This window comes from Brevibacillus sp. HB1.1 (assembly GCF_013332445.1).
GTDB lineage: Bacteria > Bacillota > Bacilli > Brevibacillales > Brevibacillaceae > Brevibacillus > Brevibacillus porteri.
In genome coordinates this window covers 895,873-919,274 of record NZ_JABMIV010000002.1, presented here as the reverse complement: position 1 = coordinate 919,274, position 23,402 = coordinate 895,873, and the positions used below count along the sequence as shown (strand labels likewise).

20 protein-coding genes, 1 riboswitch and 1 other annotated feature are annotated in these 23,402 nt (G+C 48.6%); of the genes, 10 read left to right on the top strand and 10 right to left on the bottom strand.

What is annotated here, in order from left to right; all coding sequences use genetic code 11:
* Positions 1-14: 14 nt before the first annotated feature.
* Positions 15-1,436 carry a sigma-54 interaction domain-containing protein gene (locus HPY27_RS09305; RefSeq protein WP_174224830.1) on the bottom strand — a complete coding sequence of 474 codons (1,422 nt, stop codon included), beginning with the start codon at positions 1,434-1,436 and terminating at the stop codon, positions 15-17.
* A gap of 281 nt (positions 1,437-1,717) precedes the next feature.
* On the opposite strand from HPY27_RS09305, the gene HPY27_RS09300 reads away from it, so the two are divergent.
* From HPY27_RS09300 to HPY27_RS09275, 6 genes are read left to right on the top strand one after another with little or no spacing between them, the layout of a single operon-like run.
* Positions 1,718-2,383: a CoA transferase subunit A gene (locus HPY27_RS09300; protein ID WP_017247870.1), complete on the top strand. Its 666-nt coding sequence runs from the start codon at positions 1,718-1,720 to the stop codon at positions 2,381-2,383.
* Entirely contained in the window at positions 2,383-3,045 is a 663-nt protein-coding gene (locus HPY27_RS09295) for a 3-oxoacid CoA-transferase subunit B (RefSeq protein WP_017247871.1), read from the top strand. Before HPY27_RS09300 ends, HPY27_RS09295 begins: the two co-directional genes overlap by 1 nt.
* A 44-nt stretch (positions 3,046-3,089) precedes the next feature.
* Entirely contained in the window at positions 3,090-3,908 is an 819-nt protein-coding gene (locus HPY27_RS09290) for an ABC transporter substrate-binding protein (RefSeq protein WP_017247872.1), read from the top strand.
* Positions 3,909-3,957: 49 nt separating this feature from the next.
* Complete coding sequence (locus HPY27_RS09285) at positions 3,958-4,623, top strand: amino acid ABC transporter permease (RefSeq protein WP_017247873.1); 666 nt, start codon at positions 3,958-3,960, stop codon at positions 4,621-4,623.
* Positions 4,624-4,640: 17 nt separating this feature from the next.
* Complete coding sequence (locus HPY27_RS09280) at positions 4,641-5,381, top strand: amino acid ABC transporter ATP-binding protein (RefSeq protein ID WP_017247874.1); 741 nt, start codon at positions 4,641-4,643, stop codon at positions 5,379-5,381.
* A 27-nt stretch (positions 5,382-5,408) separates the two neighbouring features.
* The gene (locus HPY27_RS09275) at positions 5,409-6,590 is read left to right on the top strand and encodes a thiolase family protein (RefSeq protein ID WP_174224829.1); all 1,182 of its coding nucleotides are present in this window, start codon (positions 5,409-5,411) and stop codon (positions 6,588-6,590) included.
* A gap of 84 nt (positions 6,591-6,674) precedes the next feature.
* On the opposite strand, the gene HPY27_RS09270 is transcribed toward HPY27_RS09275, so the two are convergent.
* From HPY27_RS09270 to HPY27_RS09260, 3 genes are all read right to left on the bottom strand, one after another.
* Positions 6,675-7,037 carry a hypothetical protein gene (locus tag HPY27_RS09270; RefSeq protein ID WP_017247876.1) on the bottom strand — a complete coding sequence of 121 codons (363 nt, stop codon included), beginning with the start codon at positions 7,035-7,037 and terminating at the stop codon, positions 6,675-6,677.
* 125 nt (positions 7,038-7,162) lie between these two features.
* Entirely contained in the window at positions 7,163-8,878 is a 1,716-nt protein-coding gene (argS, locus tag HPY27_RS09265) for an arginine--tRNA ligase (protein WP_174224828.1), read from the bottom strand.
* Positions 8,879-8,926: 48 nt separating this feature from the next.
* Positions 8,927-9,191, bottom strand: a binding site (T-box leader).
* A gap of 43 nt (positions 9,192-9,234) precedes the next feature.
* Positions 9,235-9,912 carry a hypothetical protein gene (locus tag HPY27_RS09260; protein WP_254612848.1) on the bottom strand — a complete coding sequence of 226 codons (678 nt, stop codon included), beginning with the start codon at positions 9,910-9,912 and terminating at the stop codon, positions 9,235-9,237.
* A 15-nt stretch (positions 9,913-9,927) separates the two neighbouring features.
* On the opposite strand from HPY27_RS09260, the gene HPY27_RS09255 reads away from it, so the two are divergent.
* Positions 9,928-10,500 carry a sigma-70 family RNA polymerase sigma factor gene (locus HPY27_RS09255; RefSeq protein WP_017247879.1) on the top strand — a complete coding sequence of 191 codons (573 nt, stop codon included), beginning with the start codon at positions 9,928-9,930 and terminating at the stop codon, positions 10,498-10,500.
* Complete coding sequence (locus HPY27_RS09250; protein WP_174224827.1) at positions 10,491-12,695, top strand: YcdB/YcdC domain-containing protein; 2,205 nt, start codon at positions 10,491-10,493, stop codon at positions 12,693-12,695. The genes HPY27_RS09255 and HPY27_RS09250 overlap by 10 nt, the downstream gene beginning before the upstream one ends.
* Before the next feature lie 67 nt (positions 12,696-12,762).
* Here HPY27_RS09250 and HPY27_RS09245 read toward each other — a convergent pair whose 3' ends face one another.
* The gene (locus HPY27_RS09245; RefSeq protein ID WP_007724452.1) at positions 12,763-12,870 is read right to left on the bottom strand and encodes a YjcZ family sporulation protein; all 108 of its coding nucleotides are present in this window, start codon (positions 12,868-12,870) and stop codon (positions 12,763-12,765) included.
* Between the two features lie 213 nt (positions 12,871-13,083).
* A riboswitch (SAM riboswitch) is annotated at positions 13,084-13,185 on the top strand.
* Positions 13,186-13,302: 117 nt separating this feature from the next.
* Here HPY27_RS09245 and metH point away from each other — a divergent pair.
* Positions 13,303-16,749 (top strand): methionine synthase, encoded by a 3,447-nt coding sequence (gene metH, locus HPY27_RS09240; protein ID WP_174224826.1) that lies wholly within the window; start codon positions 13,303-13,305, stop codon positions 16,747-16,749.
* Between the two features lie 44 nt (positions 16,750-16,793).
* Positions 16,794-18,659 (top strand): bifunctional homocysteine S-methyltransferase/methylenetetrahydrofolate reductase, encoded by a 1,866-nt coding sequence (locus HPY27_RS09235; RefSeq protein ID WP_017247882.1) that lies wholly within the window; start codon positions 16,794-16,796, stop codon positions 18,657-18,659.
* 59 nt (positions 18,660-18,718) lie between these two features.
* On the opposite strand, the gene HPY27_RS09230 is transcribed toward HPY27_RS09235, so the two are convergent.
* The 5 genes from HPY27_RS09230 to HPY27_RS09210 form a co-directional block, all read right to left on the bottom strand.
* Entirely contained in the window at positions 18,719-19,708 is a 990-nt protein-coding gene (locus tag HPY27_RS09230; protein ID WP_173624307.1) for a phosphotransferase, read from the bottom strand.
* Positions 19,709-19,781: 73 nt separating this feature from the next.
* The gene (locus HPY27_RS09225; RefSeq protein WP_174224825.1) at positions 19,782-20,357 is read right to left on the bottom strand and encodes a mismatch-specific DNA-glycosylase; all 576 of its coding nucleotides are present in this window, start codon (positions 20,355-20,357) and stop codon (positions 19,782-19,784) included.
* 115 nt (positions 20,358-20,472) lie between these two features.
* Positions 20,473-20,622 carry a hypothetical protein gene (locus HPY27_RS09220; protein WP_016739809.1) on the bottom strand — a complete coding sequence of 50 codons (150 nt, stop codon included), beginning with the start codon at positions 20,620-20,622 and terminating at the stop codon, positions 20,473-20,475.
* A 208-nt stretch (positions 20,623-20,830) separates the two neighbouring features.
* Positions 20,831-21,550, bottom strand: a complete 720-nt coding sequence (locus tag HPY27_RS09215; RefSeq protein ID WP_174224824.1) for a 3-ketoacyl-ACP reductase — start codon at positions 21,548-21,550, stop codon at positions 20,831-20,833.
* A gap of 177 nt (positions 21,551-21,727) precedes the next feature.
* Positions 21,728-23,248: a carboxypeptidase M32 gene (locus tag HPY27_RS09210; RefSeq protein WP_017247886.1), complete on the bottom strand. Its 1,521-nt coding sequence runs from the start codon at positions 23,246-23,248 to the stop codon at positions 21,728-21,730.
* Between the last annotated feature and the right edge of the window lie 154 nt (positions 23,249-23,402).

The window sequence follows — 23,402 nt, the reverse complement described above, 5'->3', positions numbered from 1 at the left end:
ACTAAGTTTCCCAATCACTCATCCTCAAAATCAAGTTGAATCCCATACTTTTTAATCCGACGCATGAGAAGAGACTGCGTAATGCCGAGGGCCGCTGCTGTTTTGCGAGTCGTTTTATGCGTGCGCAATGCTTGCAGAATAAATTCCATCTCAATTTTCTCCATCCGCTCTGTAAGAGAAAGAGAACCGAGTGAAAGAATCCCTTCCTCCAGCTCACGAATACTCCGCAGTTCTTCTGGCAAATCACTGACTTGGATTTCATCCAGCTTGGACGTAATCACGATCCGCTCTACCAAATTTTCCAACTCCCGCACATTCCCAGGCCATTCGTATTGATGCAAAACATCCAGCGCTTCCGGGGAAAAACGACGTTTCTGGTTATGCTTGCTATTGAATCGCTGTAAATTGTGGTGGAGTAAAGGGAAAATATCGTCCTTTCTCTCCCGTAATGGCGGAACATTGATTGGCAAAATATTTAGGCGATAGTACAGGTCGTGCCTGAATTTGCCCAACCGCACGAGTTCCTGAAGGTTGGCATTCGTTGCCGTTATGATGCGGATGTCAGCTGTGTATGTTTTGGTGCCGCCGATCGGCATAAATGTTTTGTTTTGCAAAAGCAGCAATAATTTCGATTGCAAGTGGTAGGGAAGCTCGCTGATTTCATCCAAGAAAAGCGTCCCTTTGTCCGCCATTTTCACTAATCCGATTTTCCCCGAGTGACTCGCCCCCGTAAATGCCCCTTTGTGGTAGCCGAACAGCTCTGACTCGATCAAGGTTTCAGGAATGGCGCTACAGTTGACGTGGACGAACGGCCCGCTTCTTCGTTCGCTCAACTGGTGGATTTGCTCCGCAAGATAGCTTTTTCCTACGCCTGTTTCACCCGTAATAAACACGGTCGTGTCGACAGGGGCTGCTTTTTTCATTAATTCCAACAGGGCGAGATAGGAACGGCTGTTGCCAATCAAGGTTTGGGAGGAGCTCTGGCTCGCTTCCCATTTCATGAGCTGAATCTCTTCGCTGTACCGCTTTAGCAAAGCGACTGTCTCTTCCAGCTGTGAACTGGCACGGGCTGCCTCTGTGATATCACGTGAGTGGGAAACGATCAGCTCCGGTCTCCCATCCTCATCCGGGATGATATGCCCGGTCACCAGGAACTTCCCTTTACTATTGACGAGTTGAATGGTTGTGGTCGGTTTTCCCGTTTCTAAAACCAAGCGGGTAACTGAAGGACTGAAAATCCCCATTTCTTCGAGGTCGGATACGTTTTGCCCGATGAGTTCGGCTTTTGGTAGACCACACAGGTTTTCACTGGCATTGTTTAACCATAAAGTAGTTCCCTGCGCATCAGCAATGAATATGCCATCTGCCAGTGTGTTCAGGATGTCAATAAAACGATCAACAGAAGACAATGCTAGTATCTCCGCAGCTTTTTCCATGTTGAGTAGCTCCCTGGTTTTTCAACTGATTGTACAAGATCAAATTGATCGTTGTATAGTGAATCGAAATTAAAAATAGTTGAGTCGAAATAGATTCAAGCGAAAAGTTAGACTTTTCCTACTTTTCGATTCGAAAGTGAATCTACTTCGACTCAACCGGAAAGGAATGCTTTTAGCTTGATTGCGTTTTCTTGCCCTTTTAAGGCTTGGCACAAGAATTGCTATTACATAGTTAGACGTAAGCGATTGACCCAAGAATAAGAGATAAGGAAAAGCATGCGATGTTATCAAAACTGGTGACGCACGAACAAGCAGTGGAGCATGTTCTGGATGGCACCCGGCTGATGTATGGCGGATTCGGCACGATTGGTTCCCCAGCACACTTGATTGATGCGATCTTGCACAAAGGCGTGCAAAACTTGACACTCATCGGAATTGATGCGGGGTATCCGGAAATCGGAATCGGAAAGCTGATTAGTCATGGACGGGTGAGGCGGCTGATAACCACACATATTGGCTCTAATCCCGAAGCAGGTCAACGAATGATGGACGGGATGCTGGAAGTGACATTTTGTCCACAAGGAATTTTCGCAGAAAAGATTCGGGCAGGAGGTGTTGGCATTCCGGGAATCGTTGTAGATGCGCATGTGAGAGGAGAGCGAATGGAAGGAGCAGAGCCATTTGCTTTTGCCGGAAGAACTTGTCAGATTGAAGCTGCCCTTACAGCGGAGGTAGGGATCGTCTATGCGAAACAGGCGGATACTTACGGAAACCTCATTTATGACAAGGCGGCAAGAAATCTGAATCCGCTAGTAGCGATGGCCGCAGATATCACGATCGCTGAGGTGGAGGAGATCGTTCCGGCAGGAGAGCTGGACCCGGATAAAATCGTGACGCCTGGCATTTTTGTGGATTATATCGTGGTAAGTGGCGGAGGGAACAGCTAATGGGGTTGGAAGTGGATCAGCGAAATATGGTTGCATGGCGTGCAGCCAAAGAGGTCGCTCCCGGAATGGCAGTGAACTTGGGGATTGGGATACCTGAGCTTGTCGCTGATTTTATCCCGCATGAATGGCAAGTCATGTTTCACTCGGTGAATGGAATCTTGGGAGTCGGACCTACGCCGTTAAAGGGAGAAGAGGACCAGCATATTTCCAACGCAGGTGGAGCACCTGTTACCGTAGTACCGGGGGCATCGTATTTCGACAGCACCATAGCGTATGGCATGATCCGAAGAAGAAAGCTGGATGCAGCGTTTATCGGGGCTTTGCAGGTGAATCGCCGAGGAGATCTGGCAAACTGGATTGTTCCTGGCTCACGCGTGCACGGAATTGGTGGAGGAGCAGAGCTAGCCTATTACGCGAAGAAAGTAATCGTGCTCATGAGCCATGTCAATCAGACAGGGGAGCCCAAAATTCGCAGGGAGTGCACGTTGCCACTGACAGCGAAGGGCTGCGTTGATCTCATTATCACCGAGAGGGCCGTTATCGAGGTCACGCAAAGAGGCTTGCTTTTGACAGAGGTCATGTACCCGTACACCTTGGAAAATGTCATCACGCATACCGGAGCACCTCTAATGATTTCGGAAAATTTACAAATAGTAGAGTAATGAGAATTGTAAGCGTCAACATAAAGAATTGGGGGATGGAACAGATGAAAAAAACATGGAAAACAATCGCAGGAGTCGTATTTTCGTTGTCACTACTTGTAAGCGGATGTAGCCAAGGCGCTTCCACAAACAGTGCGGGAGGTCAAGCGGGTGGGGCTACTGCTGGAAATGCATCGTCCATGACAAAAGAGGCAGGCGTATTTGTATACGCGGCATCAGGTGAATATCAGCCATTCAGCTACTTCAAGGATGGTCAATTGACCGGCTTTGATGTCGAGATCGGTAATGAGATCGCCAAACGCTTGGGGCTTGAGCCAAAGCCAGTCACGTCGCCTTTTTCCGGTATTATCGCAGGGGTAAAGGAAGGACGCTACGATGCGGCGATTGCCAGCCATGCGATTACAGAAGAGCGGAAGCAGCAGGTTGATTTCGCTGACCCGTACTACTTGTCCGGTGGTCAACTGTTCGTTCGCCCGGATGGGACCATTAGCACGCTGGAAGGATTAAAAGGCAAGGAAGTGGCAGTTGCACTCGGCACTACACATGAAAAGATGGCGCGGGAGTATACGGATAACATCAAAACGTATGACAGTGATGTAACGGCTCTGCGTGCCTTGGAGCAGGGAAAACATGATGTCGTGATTACAGATAGCGTCGTAGGGGAGATTGCCATTGGGCAAGGCTTGAAGCTCAAGAAAAGCGGGTCGCCACTCTCGGAAGTCAAGCACGGAATCGCAGTGCGCAAAGGAAATACGGAATTGCTGAACAAGATCAACGAAGTGCTCAAGCAAATGATAGAAGATGGTACCTACGTCAAATTGAGCGAAAAGTATTTTAATCGCGACATCAGCAAAGCCGAATAGTGAGTTGGTATAACAAGTATATTCCATTACGAGTGAGGGGTGGCATCAAGTGCCCAGTTTTGCCCATCTGACAGAAGAGTTTTTCCGGACATTGCCGTTTTTTTGGAAGCCGTTGCTGCTGACATTTCAGTTGACGATCGCTTCTGTTATCGTAGGCTCGATTATCGGATTGTTTGTCGCTTTGTTAAAGGTATCCAAGCTTCCAGTTGCACGTTTCGTAGCCAATGCGTACATCATGATCATTCGCGGGACACCGCTGATCGTGCAAATATTCGTCTTGTATTTCGGCTTTTACAAAATCATTGACCTCGGTCAATTTTGGTCAGCAGCGCTCGCTTTGGCGATTCACAGCGGAGCCTATATCGCAGAGATTTTCCGGGGTGCTATTCAGTCGATTGATAAAGGACAAATGGAGGCAGGGCTGTCTTTGGGCATGTCCACTCGTCAGACCATGCGTCGGATCATTTTGCCGCAAGCGATGAAAAGATCGATCCCGCCGCTTGGTAACCAGTTTATTTTGTCTTTGAAGGAATCATCTCTGGCCGCTTTCATTGCCATGGATGAGTTGTTCTCACTGGCCCGCCGCTTGTCTGCGGAAACGTTTGACGAAATGACGTACTTTTTGATTGTGGCGCTTTATTACTTGGTCATTGTCATGGTGTTTACGTTTGTGGTCCACATCATGGAGAAGCGTCTGGCCAAAGGAGAGGCGTAAAGCGGAGGGGAAAGACGATGGAAAAGCAAAGAGAAATGATACGCGTGCAAAATTTGAAGAAAAGCTTCGGAAAAGTGGAAGTTCTCAAGGATGTTACCTTGCAAGTCGGAAAGGGCGAGGTCGTCGTCTTGATCGGTGCCAGTGGATCGGGGAAAAGCACATTGATTCGATGCATTAATTTTCTGGAGATCAAGGACGGCGGAGAGATCTATATCGAAGGGAAAAGCATCGACCCGAAAAAAGATGAATTGACCAAAGTACGGCAAAAGGTAGGCATGGTGTTCCAGCACTTCAATCTGTTTCCGCATAAAACGGTACTGGAAAACATCATGGAGGCACCGCTGATTGCTAAGAAAGCGGACAAGGAAGAAACGAAGCAGGAAGCGCTCCGGCTGCTGCAAAAGGTAGGTCTTTCTGAAAAAGCAGACGCCTACCCGTCCAGCCTCTCCGGTGGACAAAAGCAACGCGTGGCAATTGCTCGTTCGCTGGCGATGAAGCCTGAGATCATGCTTTTCGACGAACCAACCTCAGCGCTTGACCCAGAGCTGGTAGGGGAAGTGCTAGAGACAATGAAGCAGCTCGCGCAAGAAGGAATGACGATGATTATTGTGACGCACGAAATGGGGTTCGCCAAGGAAGTGGCCGATTGGGTTGCGTTTATGAATCAAGGCAAGATCATCGAGATGGCTAGACCCCAAGAAATTTTCAACAACCCGAAAGAAGAGCGCACGAGAGAATTTTTGAACCGTGTACTGTAATGACAGAAAACGAAAGGGAGCTGTGGCATGAGAGACGTGGTCATAGTCGCGGGTGTGCGCAGTGCAGTGGGTGCATTCGGGAAAAGCCTGCGTGACGTACCGGCAACAGAGCTGGGGCGGCAAGTATTGGAAGGCTTGATGAATAAGGTTGATTTGCCGAAGGAACAAGTCAATGAAGTGATTTTTGGCAATGGTTACGTACATGGGGGAGGACTCAATGCTGCACGTATCAGCTCGCAGCTGGCGGGATTTCCACGCAATGTCTATGGTCACATCGTCATTAAAGCATGTGGTTCAGGATTGAAGGCGATTGGCAACGGTGCGCTAGCCATAGCAGCAGGTCAAGAGGATGTGGTGATTGCGGGGGGAGTGGAGTCCATGAGCAATGTTCCCTACCTCGTGAAGAACCGCTGGGGCAGCAAATTTGGCAATTTATCCATGGAGGACGCTCTCTTATCCGATGGCTTGATCTGCTCGTTGACCGGTGAGCATATGGGCATGACCGCTGAACGGCTGGCTGTACAGTACGGTATTTCCCGTGAGGAGCAGGATCGTTATGCCTACGAGAGTCACGTAAGAGCAGCGGCAGCAATCGAAGCGGGTACGTTCGAGAGTGAGATCGTACCGATTGAAATCAAGGATCGCAAAGGCACCCGCGTATTTGCGCAAGATGAATCCGTTCGCCATGATATCAAGCTGGAAGAGCTGGCTAAGCTGAAAAGTGTTTTTCAAAATGAAGGAACCATCACTGCCGGAAATGCGTGTCCGATGAATGACGGCGCAGCCGCTGTATTGATGATGTCTCGTGAAAAGGCGGAGGAAGCGGGTTTGACTCCGCTCGTGAAAATCAAGGCTTTTGCCAGCGCAGGCGTCGAACCTGGGGTGATGGGAATCGGACCAGTGCCCGCCACGCAGAAGGTTCTGGAGAAAGCGGGATTGACGCAGGGTGACATTGGACTCATCGAATTGAACGAGGCATTTGCCGCCCAGGCTTTGTCTGTAATCAAATGCCTGGAGCTGGACACGAGCAAGGTGAATGTCAATGGAGGCGCGATTGCCTTGGGTCACCCTGTGGGAGCTACTGGTGCTAAACTGACAGTGACGTTGATGAACGAAATGATGCGCAGACGAGAGAAGTATGGCATGGTGACGCTATGCATGGCAGGTGGCATGGGGATGTCAGTGATCTATGAAAATTTGACGATGTAAAATTCTCATGTGCATATGAAAAAGCCCCGAACATTGATATGTCGGGGCTTTTTGCCATGAAAGTGTGATCGCTTATTAGGGGACCTATTGTTCGTGTAAGTATTTTCGCAATGTGGCCGCTACTTCTGTTGGGTTTTCCAGCTGTACAATGACATGCTGATATTTAACATGACCCTCTACTTCTAGAATCAACAACGAATCAGTCTGGGCAAAAGAAAGGAAGTACCATTCATTTCCATGCTGAAAGCTTCCTTCATATATGTTCAATGGAGCTATAGACGTCCCTGGCATGCGCAACATCCATTTTGGCGGAACAAAAGAACCGACCTCGACATGCTTGATCGATTGATACGGTAACGTGATGGTGCTCTTCAAGGCTAAGAAGGTATGCAAGCCAGTGAGACGCAAGGTAAAATCCGTCTTTCCAAAATGTACACGTCTTCCCATCGTTGATCACCTCATTCATCTGCCATCGTTTCATTATCTCACAGATGAATGATGATGACACGGGACTATCAAAAAAGCCGGAGCTTCCCCGCAAGAGGAAGGCAACCGGCTTTTCGTATTCTTTCTTACATTTCTTCTGGAGCAGCCAAACCGAGCAGACGCAGACCTTCCTTTAGTACAGCAACGACTGCTGCTACGAGCTGGAGACGGGATGCTTTCACATCTTCTTCTTCAGCCAGGATGCGTACATTCGCATAGAACTTGTTGAACGTTTGCGCTAGGTCGATTACATACTTGCCGATTTGCGACGGATCGAAGTTATCGGCAGCACGTTCGATTACCTCTGGGAACGCGTTCAAGAGGGTAATCACTGCCCAAGCCTCTTTGCTGTCGAGTGCACCGGAAGCCAGGTTCACTGTCGTTGCTGGCTGGTAGCCACCTCTGCGCAAGAGTGAGCATGCACGAGCGTGTGCGTATTGCACGTATGGTCCTGTTTCCCCTTCGAAGGTCAGCATCTCTTCCCAGGAGAAGTTGACATCATTCAGGCGGAAGTTTTTCAAGTCATGGAAAATAACTGCGCCTACCCCGACTTGACGAGCCACCTCTTCTTTATTGGATAACGTAGGGTTTTTCTCTTCGATGACTTTTTGGACATCAGAAATGGCCTGTGCCAACACTTCTTCCAAGAGAACCACTTTCCCTTTACGCGTGGACATTTTCTTGCCGTCCTTGAGCATCATGCCGAATGGGATGTGGTGCATATTTGTGGACCAAGCATAGCCCATTTTTTCCAACACTTTATAGAGCTGCTGGAAGTGGAGGCGTTGCTCGTTCCCTACGACATAGAGTGCTTTTGCAAAATCGTACGATTCGTGGCGGAAGAGGGCAGCAGCCAAATCACGCGTAGCGTACAGGGTAGCGCCGTCTGATTTTTTGATCAGGCATGGCGGCATGTTGTATTCATCGAGGTTCACGACCATCGCACCGTCGGATTCAGTCAAGAGACCTTTTTCCTCGAGCAACGTAACAACGCGATCCATTTTGTCGTTGTAGAATGCTTCACCGTGTGTGGAGTCGAAGGCTACGTTCATCAGGTCGTAGATCTTCATGAATTCCTTGAGGGACTCATCACGGAACCATTTCCACAGATGCTGTGCTTCTTCGTCGCCATCCTCGAGCTTTTTGAACCATTCACGGCCTTGGTCTTCCAGCGTAGAATCGTTTTCGACTTCTTCGTGGAAGCGAACGTAGAGGCTGAGCAGCTCCTTGATTGGTTCTGCTTTTACCTTTGCTTCGTCACCCCAGAGGCGGTACGCAACGATCAGTTTACCGAACTGCGTACCCCAGTCACCCAAGTGATTGATGCGCACTGGCTCGTAGCCTTGCTTTTCCATGATGTTGGCAATCGCGTTTCCGATTACAGTAGAGCGCAGATGCCCCATGGAAAACGGCTTGGCGATATTCGGTGAGGAGAGGTCGATTGGTACTTTGCGTCCTTGACCGACATTGCTGCTTCCATATGTGCTGCCTTGCGTAATGATGGTTCCGATTACTTGCTCTGCCACATTTTCTTGGTCCAGGAACAGGTTCACATACGGTCCAACTGCTTGTGATTCACGCAAGGGTGCACCGGAGAGCTGTCCAGCCAGCTCTGCTGCGATCATCGGTGGGGCTTTGCGCAATGCTTTTGCCAATTGGAAGCAAGGGAAGGCCACATCGCCCATTGCAGGGTTTGGTGGTGTTTCCAGCATGCCGTATACGGCTTCTTTTGTCAGTGTGTCTACGCCCATCGAGGAGAGCGTAGCGGCAATCATTTCAGCGACTTGGTGTTTGTAGCTCATTTGATAAATCCCCTTTCAAAAATAAAAAAACCTCTACGTCTCCTGTGAAAAAGAGACGAGAGGTTATACTCCCGCGGTGCCACTCTTGTTGTTTTTCCCTTCCAGTAAACTTGGAAGACAAAAACCGCTTGACCTGCTGTAACGGGCAGTCCCGGCATAGCCCTACACGATCCGTTGCCCATATTGACTGGCGTAGGATGTTCAGGCCGCATCTCCGAGGGGCGTTTCCTCACATGGTTTGGCATCGGGCTCACACCGTCCCCGACTCGCTACAGCCTCGCACAAGGAGTACTTTCCTCATCAACGATTCGTTTGTTTCTCTAGAATTATAGCTGTTTTAACCGTCAGGATGCAACTCACTGTTCCGGTTTTTGCAAAATCTTATCTAATTCCGCGAAATATTGTTTGGTCAGCTCTTCTCTTTCTTCCGCGCTGAGGTTATCCGCGTTCATCATTTGCTCTTTGTACTGTTCCAGCTTTTCGAGCATGGCTAGCTCGGCAGCAGCGGCATCGTCCAGATCGTAATTTTCCGATGGATCGAACGGGATCAATCGATTGTCATTACCACTGCGCAAATAAGCAGAGCGCCAGTTCTCCGGAAACTGGTATGGCTGTTCGCCAAACATAATCGCTAAAATATCGTCGGATTCAATCGGCAGGAAGTGATCGTAATCGTCTCTTCTGCCTCCCTCGGATAAATTAATGTGGGACAAAAAATAGTGGAGATAATGTTCCCCGGTTTCGGTATTCTTAACGATGGAATAGGTTTCAAATTCGGATTTGGATAGTTCTTTTATGGTATCTAAACAGGACAGAAATTTGTCTTTTTCACGTGCTTGCAAGTCAGCCATGTCATCTCGTTCCTTTCGCTCTACAATAAGCCTCATGATAGCAAAAGCAATGTGCTCTGACAATGAAAGCAACGCAACGGAGTGCAGCAGTGGAAGCAGGGAAAAGGATGATTGATAAAACAATTGGATAATCTTGTCACAAAAATAAGCCAGCTGGATCAAATACATATCAACACGAAACAAGGAGGTGAACAGCGCGTGAATGCAAGTGCCAAAAGTAGCGAAGCGGACTGGACGCTGCAACTGACCAACGAGGAGAAGCTGACGAGACTCATGAGCGAGTACGGAGACAACATCGTGCAGCTCGCCTACTTGATCGTCAAGGATCGGGGAATCGCGGAAGACATTACCCAGGAAGTGTTCCTGAAGGCGTATCGGGGTCTGGATCAGTTCCGCCATCAGAGTAGCGTAAAAACGTGGCTTTACCGAATTGCGATCAACGAGTCCCGCAAATATTTGCGTTCGTGGTCCTTTCGCCAGATTTTTTCTACATACCTCTCCAAAGAGGAAGCACCCCCGGAGAAGGCCGACACCGCAAACGTTGAAGCGGCAGTCATCGGACGAATGAGCAAGGTACAGGTAGCGGAGCAGGTGATGAAGCTCTCGCCGCTGTACCGAAAAGTCATGGTACTTCATTACTATGAAGATTTGTCGATAAGAGAGATTGCGCAAGTGTTGGATATTTCAGAAGATGCCGTACGAACCCAATTGTCACGGGCCCGAAAACATTTTAAGGCATTGTGTGAAAAGGAGGGATTGGAATGGATGTAGATAAGCAAATTCGCGAAGTGGTACGGAGTGCAAGTGAGAAATCTGTGGAGGAAGTGAGGTTTACAAAAGAAATGGAATCGCGGATCAGAGATGCGATTGCACGAGATAAACACAAGAATCGGAACAGGATATTCATGGCTGGCTCCTTGGTAGCTTGCTTGGCGGTAACAGCCGTGGGCTTGCAGCAACAAGGTTGGTTTTCACAGATGCCCAGTGGAAAAAATGTAACGAATGCGGTCGCAACGACTGCAAGGGATAAAAAGAAAACGGAGGCCAATCAGAACAACGTAAAGGTGTCGCCGGAAGAGGCTGTTTTACCATTGAAAAAGGTGATCCCAGCTTTGAGCAAGATGACAATCAGGGTGGATCGTACAAGCCATGGAATCAGTGACTTAATGTTACTGGAAGGCGATAATGCGCGTGCCAATGTTACTTATGATATACAGACAGGACAAATTGAGAGCTTTACAATTGATGGTGATCGAGGAGAACAGAAGGAAGAGAAATTGCCATCAGCCAAGACTGCGGAGAAAGCAGCAAGCGCATTTCTTCAAGCTTTTTTGGAGGAGGAAAGTAAGACCTATCAGCTCGTCGAGACTCAGATCTATACGGACGAGTATAAGGTAAAAGGCCCATGGATGAGCGTGAATTATCAACGTATGGAAAACGGCCAGCCCGTTCCGTTCGACGTATTGTCGGTTGGAATTGACGAACGTGAGCAAGTCGCGTTTTTCGGGCGATTGAATACGAGTGAACAAGCTTTTTTCACCAAGCTGACAGATACCGTGCCCGATTTGAACCCCTCCCTTCTTCTTTTGGATAAAGAAAAGAACCACGATGGCATGTCATTCATCTTGGGGAAAACGAACAAAGAGGGGCATAAAGTTTCTCTTGTGATCACTGGCAATGGTCAAGCATTGGAATGGTATAGCCTTCTGTTGAAGGATGAAAAGGAAGCAGCGAGCCAGAAAAGAGCAGAAGGAGCAAAAGCATTGGAGCAAGAGCGACAGTTCCTGAACAAGCTGCTCGGGGCTGATAGCGAGAACTATCGGTTGTTGGACGCCAACCATCCGGGATTGTACCTGAGATACTATAACGGGATGCCGGTGTTGTCTGATGAAATAAGCATCGAAACAACCGACTCTGGCCACCTCGAATATTTCAGTAAGGACCTCGAATCATTTGAGCCGTCGCAGTACCCGGATGTATCGACTGCTGTGTCAGAAGAGGTAGCCATCAAAGAGCTGAGCGAGCATATGAAGCTTCGGTACGTGCAGAATCCGAGAATACAGCCACAATCAAAACAAGGGGATATGTGGCAGCCCATTCTGGAGTACACACCAGCTGTTTCCTTCATGCAAAGAGGACGTGAAGATGGTCAGGAGTGGTATATCGACGCGACAAATGGCAAGACGGTGTATGGAACGGGAGATAACGGGCTTGCTTATGATCAGTTGAATACGAAGGAAGCCCATCCGATCGAATCTCCAAAGGAATACGTCAAGGTTCGCTCCAAGGATGAGGCAAAAGCGTTGCTTCAAGCGGAATTCGGCATACAAGTGGATGACTCGACCTATAGAGAGAGTAACCGTGACGGACGCAAGGAATACGCCTGGAATGATAAAAATGACAAGTATATCGGCGTAGAAGTCCTTGCAGAAACAGGCAGTGTCGTCGGGCTGGGAACACCTCGTTCCGATACAGCAGTGACTGTCAAACGCGAGCAAGCGGAAGAGGCTGCACTTGCCTTTCTGCCTAAATACGTTGATCCAGGCATAAAAGAAGTGCAATTGGCACAAGTCATACAGCCAGGCGAAACGAATCCTGTGTCATCGGGCGAATGGGAATTCAGATATCTCATGAGCAAGGATGGCATTCCAGTACAGGATCGCGGGCAAAAAGCGGCTTATTCAGTAACAGTCGATCCGTCTTCTGGCAAAGTGACAAAGTTTGAAAACTACAGAGAGACGCACGAGTTGGTGGAGCTTCCAGCATCCGACGAGATCGTCTCGAAAGACAAGGCTGTTGAGGCGTATTTACGCGTCATGCCTTTAAAGCTGGTCTATTTGAGGAGAGATGTGGATGGGCAAAAATTAGCTCAACCAAAGCTGGCGTATGTGCCGTGGAGTGACGAAAAGCTGGCGCTCAAATATATTACTCTGGATGCCGTGACAGGCAAGATCATCACCAAATAACAAGAAAAAAAGGCTATCCCGCAGCCATTCCTGATGGCTTTTGGGATAGCCTTTTTTAAACACTTATCTAACAGTCGTCACACGAACACCCAATAATTACCAACAGGATAAACAGCACGAGCACGATTGCGAAGCAGTCACCGAAGAATCCGTTTCCGCAGAATGATGTACTCATCTTTGTTTCCCCTCCTTTCCGTTATACTCCAGTCTATACACGAATGCGGATATTGGACTGGGCGGATGCCCAGCTTAGGCAAAAATGGGCGCGTAAGAGGAGAGGCTCAGTAAAAAATAGACAATTCACAATTGACGGGGAGACAAAGGTGGTGTTAAGATACTTGCAAACATTCAAGACATTTCGCAAAACAACTAAATGACAAGTGTACGACTCTTATCCAGAGAGGCAGAGGGACTGGCCTGATGAAGCCTCGGCAACCGGTAAAAATCCGGTGCCAATTCCAGCAAAGCTACGTGCTTTGAAAGATAAGAGGATGTCTCAGGCGTTTTCGTATCTGCTGACAAATCCTCTTCTTTCAAAGAAGAGGATTTTTTTTATTTACCCAATTACGGAGAATAAGCCGATGCAAGGTAGAAAAGGGGCACGTCAATGAAACCAACTTTTCGCGAACAACTTTCCCGGAAAATTCTGATTCTGGACGGTGCAATGGGCACCATGCTTCAACAGGCAAACCTGACTGCTGATGATTTCGGCGGTGAAGCCTATGATGGCTGTAATGAACTCCTGAACCTGACCAGACCAGATGTGATCCGTTCCATTCACGAGAAATATTTAGCGGCGGGCGCAGACATCGTCGAGACAAATACATTTGGTGCTGCTTCCATCGTTTTGGCTGAGTACGATGTGCCAGAAAAAGACCTTGAGATCAATATAGCCGCAGCCCGCTTGGCCAGAGAAGCGGTGGATGCCTATTCTACGGAGGAGTGGCCGCGTTTTGTAGCAGGTGCAATGGGACCTACGACCAAAACCCTTGCGTTGACAGGCGGTGTCACTTTCGAAGAACTGGTCGAGGCGTATTATCGTCAGGCAAAAGGTCTGATTCTTGGCGGCTCCGATGTTCTTCTATTGGAAACCTCGCAAGACACGTTAAACGTCAAGGCTGGCGGAATCGGGATTCGCAAAGCTTTTGAAGAGCTTGGACAGGAGCTCCCGGTGATGCTGTCAGGTACGATTGAGCCGATGGGCACAACGCTGGCTGGCCAAAACATCGAGGCGTTTTACATCTCCTTAGAGCATTTACAGCCAGTCTCCATTGGTCTGAACTGTGCGACAGGACCAGAGTTTATGCGTGATCATCTGCGGACACTGTCAGGAATTGCCCAATGTGCGGTTAGCTGTTATCCGAACGCAGGCTTGCCAGACGAGAACGGCCATTACCATGAAACGCCACAGGGACTTGCTTCGAAAATGCGGGCATTCGCTGATCAGGGCTGGATAAACGTCGCTGGCGGTTGCTGCGGAACAACGCCTGACCATATTCAAGCGATGGCAGAAGCATTGAAAGACTGCAAGCCGCGCAGTGCAGCTGTGGAACCGCTGAGCGCAGTCTCCGGGATCGAGGTTGTTTACGTCGAAGATGACAATCGTCCCTTGCTAGTAGGGGAGAGGACCAATGTCATCGGTTCCAAAAAATTCCGTGAAATGATTGCAGCTGGTCATTATGAAGAAGCATCTGATATTGCCCGAGCACAAGTGAAGCGCGGCGCACATGTCATCGATATATGCTTGGCTGACCCCGACCGTGATGAATACGAAGATATGGAAAAATTCCTACAGTTCATCGTGAAAAAAGTAAAAGCGCCCCTCATGATCGATTCGACAGATGCCAAGGTCATGGAGCTGGGACTTCGCTATTCGCAAGGGAAGGCCATCCTCAACTCGATTAACTTGGAAGACGGCTTGGAGCGATTTGAGGAAGTGGTTCCACTTATTCACAAGTTCGGTGCCTCCGTTGTCGTTGGAACGATTGAGGAAGCGGGTATGGCTATCACTCGCGAAAAGAAGCTGGAGGTCGCGCAACGCTCGTACGACATTCTTGTCAACCAGTATGGCATAAAGCCACAGGATATTATATTCGATCCACTCGTCTTTCCAGTAGGGACAGGGGATGAACAATACATCGGCTCTGCCAAGGAAACCGTAGAAGGAATTCGTTTGATTAAACAGGTAATGCCTGCTTGCAAGACGATCCTAGGTGTCAGTAACGTTTCCTTCGGCTTGCCTCCTGCGGGTCGGGAAGTACTGAATGCGGTCTTCTTGTACCACACAACTCTCGCAGGGCTTGATTACGCCATCGTCAACACGGAAAAGCTGGAGCGCTACGCTTCGATTCCAGAAGACGAGAGAAAGCTGGCAGAAGCTCTTCTATTCGAGACAAATGATGAGACATTGGCGGCCTTTACCGAATTTTATCGCCAAAAGAAAAAGGAAGTCAGTGTGGAAGTCTCCTCGTTAACGCTCGAAGAACGCTTGGCCCGTTATGTAGTCGAAGGCTCCAAGGATGGCCTGGTGGAAGACCTAAAGCTGGCTCTGGAAAAATACACACCGCTCGAGATCATCAACGGTCCGCTGATGGCTGGGATGGAAGAGGTCGGTCGCCTGTTCAACGGCAACCAGTTGATCGTGGCAGAAGTGTTGCAGAGTGCGGAAGTCATGAAGGCATCCGTATCGTTTCTGGAGCCATTCATGGAAAAAAGCGACGCTGCTGCAAAGGGGAAAATCTTGCTGGCGACCGTTAAAGGCGATGTGCACGACATCGGAAAAAACTTGGTGGAAATTATTTTGTCAAACAATGGCTACAATGTCGTGAACCTGGGGATCAAGGTACCACCAGAGCAACTGATTGCCGCATGCAGAGAAGAAAAGCCGGATGCCATCGGTCTGTCTGGACTCTTGGTAAAATCCGCACAGCAAATGGTCATTACAGCACAAGACCTGCGTGATGCAGGCATTGATATCCCGATGATGGTTGGCGGTGCGGCGTTGACGCGCAAGTTCACATCGAACCGGATCGCACCGGAATACCGTGGAATTGTTTTATACGCAAAAGATGCCATGGATGGTCTGGATCTCGTAAATCGTCTGCAAAATCCGGAAGAACGTGATCGCTTGGTAGAGGAACAGCAACATCTCCTGGAAGCAGTTGCAACGGCTCAACCTGTTATCGAGGAGAAAAAAGCACCTTTGCCAGCTCGCTCAGCCGTCAGCAGAACGGTTCCGATCCATCTGCCACCAGATTGTGAACGACATGTTCTGCGACAATACCCGCTCAGCCATCTGCAACCGTATTTGAACCTGCGGATGCTCCTCGGAAAACACCTCGGTGTTCGCGGAAATGTAGATAGATTGATAGAGGCAGGCGACGAGAAGGTACTGGAACTGTACGGCATTGTGGAAGAGCTATTAAATGAAGCGAAGCAAAAAGGAACCATTACGACACACGGCGTGTATCAGTTCTTCCCGGCTCAGTCAGATGGCAACGATATTTTGGTTTATGATCCAAAAGACCACAGCAAGCTGCTGGAGCGCTTCTCGTTCCCGCGTCAGCTGGAAGAACCTCATCTTTGCCTGTCCGACTTCTTGCGACCAGTGGAGAGCAAGGAAATGGATTATGTCGGATTCCTGACCGTAACGGCTGGGGGAGGGATTCGCGAAAAATCTACAGAGCTAAAAGAGCGTGGTGACTACTTGCGCTCTCATGTCCTCCAATCCTTGGCATTGGAGCTGGCAGAGGCATTTGCAGAGCGAATTCACCACGTCATGCGCGACGTGTGGGGCATTCCTGATCCAATTGAGATGACGATGCTCGAGCGCTTTGGTGCTAGATATCAGGGCATTCGTGTCTCCTTCGGTTACCCTGCTTGCCCGAACCTGGAAGATCAGGCGCAGTTGTTCCGTCTGTTGCGTCCAGAGGATATCGGCGTTCAGCTGACAGAGGGATTCATGATGGAGCCAGAAGCTTCCGTATCGGCGATGGTATTTGCACATCCTGAAGCACGTTATTTCAACGCAGGTCCGTCTATTTTTGAAGTGTAAGGAAAGTAGTAAAGATAAATGAAACGGGGAGAGAAGGGATTGAGTTGACGACGAGAAAGAAAGATTTACGAGCCTATTTGAAAGACCACCTGCTAGTCGGAGATGGTGCGATGGCGACCCAGCTGCACGGGCTGGGCGTCCCGGTTGGCGTCAGCTTTGAAGAGCTGTGTTTATCCAACCCGCGTTTGGTACATGAAGTTCATACGTCTTACTATCAGGCCGGTGCACGTTTCCTAGAGACAAATACGTATTCTGCCAACCGAGATGCATTGAGCCGTTACGGTCTGGAGCATAAGGTAGCGCGGATTAACCGGCTAGCAGTCGCCATTGCACGGGAAGCCGCACAGGATGATGCTTATGTGGCTGGGAGCATCGGATCGATTTTGGCTGGACGGGTGAAGAAAAAGGTTTTGGACGAATACCGTGACCAGTATGAGGAACAGGCGATTGCTCTGTTGCATGCTGGCGTAGATGGACTGATTCTGGAGACGTTCGTGGACTTGGAGGAGCTGCTTCTGGCGATCGAGGTAATCCGTCCGCTCACAGATGTCCCTGTAATCGCGCAGTTAGCCACTCTGGAAGTAGGACGCACACGTGATGGCTACGCTTTGACAGATGCTTTTTCCGAGCTAAAAGCCGCAGGAGCTGACGTGATCGGACTAAACTGTCGCCTTGGTCCCGCTGAATTGCTACGCTCGTTTGAAAATACAGTGATTCCAGAAGATGCACTTTTATCCGTATTCCCGAATGCGGGGCGTCTGGGGATGACTGACGGCGAATACGCTTTTAAATCATCACCTGAATATTTTGGACAGAGTGCGCTTCGCTTGCGTGAGCAGGGGGTACGGTTGATTGGCGGATGCTGCGGAACCACACCTGCACATGTGAAGGCGATTGCGGATGCACTTGAGTCACTTGAGCCGCAAGCGCGTGTGAACCCGACCATCGTAGCAGGTGATCGTCCTTCGATTTCTGTGCAAAACACGAGGGAGAGGGAGAAACCAAGCATTGTCGAGCGCGTAAAAACAGCAACGACGATCATTGTCGAGTTTGATCCACCGCGTGATCTGGATGCAGACCAGTTTCTCCATGGATGCTGCGAGCTGCACAAGGCAGGAGCGGACGCCATTACGTTGGCGGATAACTCGTTGGCGACAGTGCGGATGAGCAACATGGCTCTCGGAGCACTCATGAAGAGCAGACATGGAATCGATCCGCTCTTACACATCGCTTGCCGGGACCGTAATCTCATTGGGCAGCAATCGCACTTAATGGGGCTGCACGCTTTGGGGATCGACCAAATATTGGTGATTACTGGGGATCCATCGCGCTTTGGGGATTTGCCAGGTGCCAGCTCGGTATTTGATGTGACCTCTTTTGATCTGATTCGCATGGTGAAGCAGTTGAACGAAGGCGTTTCGTTCTCAGGACGTCCGTTAAAGCAAAAAGCCCAGTTCATCGTGGGCGCAGCCTTTAATCCGAATGTCCGAAATATGGATGCTGCCGTTGCCCGCTTGGAAAAAAAGGTCGAGGCAGGCGCGGACTACATTATGACACAACCTGTGTACGATGCTGAGTCCATCCGGAATGTATACGAGGCGACGAAGCATATCGGCATTCCTGTCTTTATCGGGATCATGCCGTTGACCAGCTCGCGCAATGCGGAGTTCCTGCATAATGAAGTGCCAGGAATCAAGCTATCGACAGAAGCTCTGGAACGGATGAAAAAGGTACAGGGAGAGGCCGCCCGACAGGAAGGGATCGCAATCGCGAAGGAATTGGTCGACACGGCCGTTCGTTACTTCAATGGCATCTATCTGATTACACCCTTCAATTATTACGAGATGGCGGCAGAGCTCATTCAATACACGCGCCAGCAAAGCTCATTAGTGAAGCTGGCTCAGACTTAGCGGTATACATCAGTAAAATAGGGAAGGCCTCTGTGTATAGACAGGCTATAGCCTTGCGTCTAATATACATGGGCCTTCATCTCGTCTAACATATAGGCGGTCTTGAGAGCTTCCCGATTGCAAAACTGTTGAATCTCAGCAAGGCTCATCTGGGCATACAGCTTCTTGCGTAAGAAACGTTCAATGATATGCGGGAATGCGAGATCGACAAAGAGCAAATGCAGTTGCTCAATCGATAGGGGATTTTCTTGGAGATAGCCACTCAATATATGAGAGAACCATTCTTCGTTCCACTGCTCATTTTTTCGCATCGCAAGGGATAGAACACGGGCAATGTCTTTGGACGGAAAATCGTAACGAACATCCTCCCAGTCAATGATTGCAATTCTTTGATTACTGACGAGCAAATTCCCATTGTTAAAATCTCCATGACAGAGATAGTGATTGCTTAGGGGTTCCTTTTTCCATTTCGAGAAGTATGGAGAGGATATCAAATGTTCCTTGGCTGTGATCCCGGCTTGTTTAAAAAAAGGAAGATAATCCGCGAGCGCAGTGTATTTTTGATCATTCTTCCCAGCGTGTCGAAGCTCCCACTTCTCAATGGCAGCTAAATCTGTTTTGTACTCCACGGACCATTTTTCTGCGCCATTGTAAAGGATGCCATGGTTGGAGGAAAAACCGAGCGACCTCGCATGAAATTTGCCTAATACCATGCCGATCCGTTCCATTCGAATAGGGGAGTTATACGCAATATTTGGCCAGGATAGCCTTTGGTGCAGAACGAAAAGATTTTCTTTATGAGTGATGTAACGCTTATTATTTTTGGTTCGTTGAATGTCGGGGATGAGTACGCCGTTTTTGCGCAAATACGCTTCTGCATTCAGAATGAAATGTAAACGTTCCTTTTGCAGAGGGAAAGCTTTTCCGATGAATTTGCCATTGGTTGTTTCCAAGTAAATGACGAATGATTTGGATGTATCCCGAATGGTTTTGTGATGCAGAACGGTCATGTCGTATCTGTTCTGGATTTTTTTGATGAGGTCGTCCACTACTGATGCCCCTCCTTGCGTACAGAGCTACAAGTATTGTATGGAAGAAGAGGAGTGGTTGACACGAAAGGATCTACTTAGGCGCGGGAAGAGGGTGCCAATTCATCTCGCGTAAAAAATGACTCAGCTCACTAAACTTGGCGATTCGTTCCTCACGTGTAAAAGATGCGTTAGCCCCACTGGTAGACGGGACGACAAACACATAGCTGCCAGACCAATCTTCTGTCCCAAAGTACCTGATTGGCTGAAGCCCCAGTGAAATGGCTTCTTTTTTTTGTCCAGTCGCGTGACGAAAAGCAGTAATGCCGTTAAAACAAATGACACGAGGCCGGTAAGTCTGGATCATTTGGACGAACAGCTCTGCCCCTGTGGCATAATCCTCGTTGCGCAGGTCTGTTGCGGAGCGGGTAGGGCGTGATACCAGATCGGTAATACCGTAGTTGTAGTTTAAGAGGGTAGCGGTTTCCTCGGGCAAGAGCTTGTGAGGTGTCAGGCCGCCTTCGTACAATCCACGCCAAAACAGGTTGGCTGGATTGGCGTAGTGGAAACCCGTCGTAGCTGATATACGCCCTGGATTGATACCGCAAAATAAGACCGCCAAATCGCGGCGAATGTATGTGGGCAACCATTTTTCTGTGAACTCGACCAAAAGCGAACCCCTCCTGTTTACCACATTGTAGCACATCAGTGAGCGCTTTCAGAAAGGAGCAAAAAAAGCTGCCAGATTCGGCAGCTTCAGGTTATATTCGATCAAGTATTGGATCTTATAACTGGGGAAGCGGATACGGCAGCACTTGCTGTGGCTCATTGAACGTGAATTGCTCCATTTCATTCCGGACGTATCTTTTCGTCTCAAATGGAACGACTTCTTGTTCTTCATTACCCCACAACCAATTCGACAGCATTTGTATCATAAGGATACCCTCCACTTTGTGGAAATGTTTTACATGTTCATCATACTCCAGTTGAGGGCATTTTTGGTTGGGCAGGTGTGAATAAGGCGTGAAGAAATCGTGGATAGAAAGTGAACAAAAATAAAGCGGTTTCACGGGGCTTCGAAAAAAAGCGAAAAGAAATCCGCCTGTACGAACGGACTCTTTTCGCTTTTTTGCCATGTCATATTTATGGATTGGTGGACCACAGTCCAGCGGATTTCACAAAGATGCGTTTGTTCAGCTTCAGCTGGCTAACCACGAACTCAGCAATATCCTCAGGTTGCATGGTCTTTTCAGGATTTCCGTCGGTCAGACCCAAGTCAATTGCCATATCGGTTGCTACTGTGCTAGGCGTAAGCGCCGTTACGCGAATGTTGTGTTTGCGCACTTCGAGAGCCAACGATTCAGTCAGACCAAGAACACCAAACTTGGATGCACTATACGCGCTGGTGACAGGAGCTCCTTTTTGTCCAGCAGTGGAGGAGATGTTGATAATGTCACCGGAGTTTTGGTCAATCATGCCGGGGAGTACAGCGCGAGTGACGTAGTACACACCCATCAGATTGACTTGGATGATTTGTTCCCATTCGCTCGTTTCAAGCTCCAGGAATTTACCGAATTTAGCGACGCCTGCATTGTTGAGCAGAATATCAATTTGACCCAGTTCATTTTTGATAGAGGTAACGGCTGTCGTGACGTCATCATAGTTGGAAACGTCTGCTGTGGCAATCGCGACCTTCACGCCGAATGCTTCTATTTCCTTGGCTACTTGCTTCAAATTTTCCTCAGAGCGAGCCAAGAGTCCAAGATTCACGCCTTCCTTTGCCAAAGCAATTGCAGTAGCGCGACCAATGCCTTTACCTGCTCCTGTAATGATTGCGGTTTTTCCTTTTAGATCGATAGCCAATCGATAACACTCCTTTTTCAAGACAATAGGAATCTCATGTATATTGTGCAGTGTACTAGCATTTATCCTCGAGGGGAAGGATGCACTTTTATGTACGTAGGTTACGAAAAGTAACTTTGAAAAATAAAAATGTCCTCCCTGAGCAGGGAGAACATTGGATAGCAAGGGGATAACTGCTTACAGCTTGTATACGTCTGTGTATTTTTTCTCAAGGTAATTCATCAAGTAAGTCGCATTTGTACCTTCGCCTGTAATCGCTTGAACGAGTTCACGAGGGCTCTTCATTTTACCGTACTGATGGATTTTTTCCTTGAGCCACTCACGGATTGGAGCGAAATCGCCTTTTGCGATCAGTTCTTCGTAGCCGTTGATCTCACTCTCCATAACGTGGACGAATTGTGCCGCATACACATTACCCAGCGAGTAAGTAGGGAAGTAGCCGATCATTCCACCTGACCAGTGTACATCCTGAAGCACACCCAGTGCATCTGTCGGTGGCTCGACACCCAGGTATTCTTTCATTTTTTCGTTCCAAATTTTTGGCAGATCAGCCACTTGAATGGTTTGATTGATCAAGCCTTTCTCGATTTCGTAGCGGATCATGACATGCAGGTTGTACGTCAACTCATCTGCTTCCGTACGGATAAAGGAAGGAGTAACAGCGTTAACCGCACGATGCAGGTCTTCTACGGACACACCTTCGAATTGAGTAGGGAACGCTTTTTGCAAGTCCGCGAAAAAGTGATTCCAGAACGGCAGACTGCGTCCGACCATGTTTTCCCAGTAGCGGGATTGAGATTCGTGAATCCCCATGGAGGTACCATCGCACAGAGGAGTGAACAGCAGGTCAGGATTGATGTTCTGCTCGTACATCGCGTGGCCAGCCTCGTGAATACAACTGAAGAGCGCAGAGTTGAAATCATTTTCAGCGTAGCGCGTCGTAATGCGGACATCACCAGGATTGAAGGTGGTGCAGAACGGATGCGCACTGCGATCCATGCGGCCAGACTTGAAGTCGTACCCGATTTTCTCGAGGATATAACGGCTGAATGCTTCTTGGTCTGCCACAGGGAAGTTTTTCGTCAAAAATGATGTATCTGGTTTGTTCGGGGAGTCGGCAATTGCTTTTACCAGCTTGACAGTTTTCTCGCGCAAGGTGGCGAAGATCGGATCGAGCTGGTCGACAGTCATGCCAGGCTCATACATGTCCAAGAGGGTGTTGTACTTGTTTTTACCGTCATGACCCCAATACTCGATGAACTCGAGCTGGAAGTTCACGATTTTCTCGAGGTACGGTTGGAACATGGAAAAATCGTTGTTGGCACGAGCTTCTTCCCACACCGTTTCTGCTTTGGCGGTCAGCACGACGTACTCCTGATGCCTGTCAGCAGGTATTTTCTTATTGCGGTCAAATTCCTTTTTGCATTCCAGCACACTGTGACGGGTAATTTCATCCAATGTTTCGAGGACAGATGGCTCACTCAGCTCCGTCAAAAGCGCTTCCATTTCTTTAGACGTCGCCAGCTTGAATTGCTCGCCAGCCAAAGTCCCGATGATTTCAGAACGAGCATCCATTCCATTGCGAGGCGCTTGTGTAGCCTTGTCCCAATAAAGAACGTTCAGTGCTTGCGTGTAGCTGGTTATTTTCTTCACATAGTCACGGAATTCGGCCGTACGTGTTTCCACAGTCGTTGACATAGGACTCCTCCTGTAAAATTGTAATATTCTGGTAATTAATATGTAAGTCATGCAGTCAAAAAATTTTTACTACTGAATATTATAACGGTTTAATGAAAAATTACTAGGTGGATGCGACAAGCATTTGTCGGTATAATCGTAGAGGAAACAAATG

Coding starts and splice junctions, on each gene's coding strand:
- HPY27_RS09275 (WP_174224829.1), top strand. CDS start 5,409: ATGAGAGACGTGGTCATAGTCGCGGGTGTGCGCAGTGCAGTGGGTGCA.
- HPY27_RS09280 (WP_017247874.1), top strand. CDS start 4,641: ATGGAAAAGCAAAGAGAAATGATACGCGTGCAAAATTTGAAGAAAAGC.
- HPY27_RS09220 (WP_016739809.1), bottom strand. CDS start 20,622: ATGATACAAATGCTGTCGAATTGGTTGTGGGGTAATGAAGAACAAGAA.
- HPY27_RS09305 (WP_174224830.1), bottom strand. CDS start 1,436: ATGGAAAAAGCTGCGGAGATACTAGCATTGTCTTCTGTTGATCGTTTT.
- HPY27_RS09300 (WP_017247870.1), top strand. CDS start 1,718: ATGTTATCAAAACTGGTGACGCACGAACAAGCAGTGGAGCATGTTCTG.
- HPY27_RS09250 (WP_174224827.1), top strand. CDS start 10,491: ATGGATGTAGATAAGCAAATTCGCGAAGTGGTACGGAGTGCAAGTGAG.
- HPY27_RS09210 (WP_017247886.1), bottom strand. CDS start 23,248: ATGTCAACGACTGTGGAAACACGTACGGCCGAATTCCGTGACTATGTG.
- metH (WP_174224826.1), top strand. CDS start 13,303: ATGAAACCAACTTTTCGCGAACAACTTTCCCGGAAAATTCTGATTCTG.
- HPY27_RS09295 (WP_017247871.1), top strand. CDS start 2,383: ATGGGGTTGGAAGTGGATCAGCGAAATATGGTTGCATGGCGTGCAGCC.
- HPY27_RS09245 (WP_007724452.1), bottom strand. CDS start 12,870: ATGAGTACATCATTCTGCGGAAACGGATTCTTCGGTGACTGCTTCGCA.
- HPY27_RS09290 (WP_017247872.1), top strand. CDS start 3,090: ATGAAAAAAACATGGAAAACAATCGCAGGAGTCGTATTTTCGTTGTCA.
- argS (WP_174224828.1), bottom strand. CDS start 8,878: ATGAGCTACAAACACCAAGTCGCTGAAATGATTGCCGCTACGCTCTCC.
- HPY27_RS09270 (WP_017247876.1), bottom strand. CDS start 7,037: ATGGGAAGACGTGTACATTTTGGAAAGACGGATTTTACCTTGCGTCTC.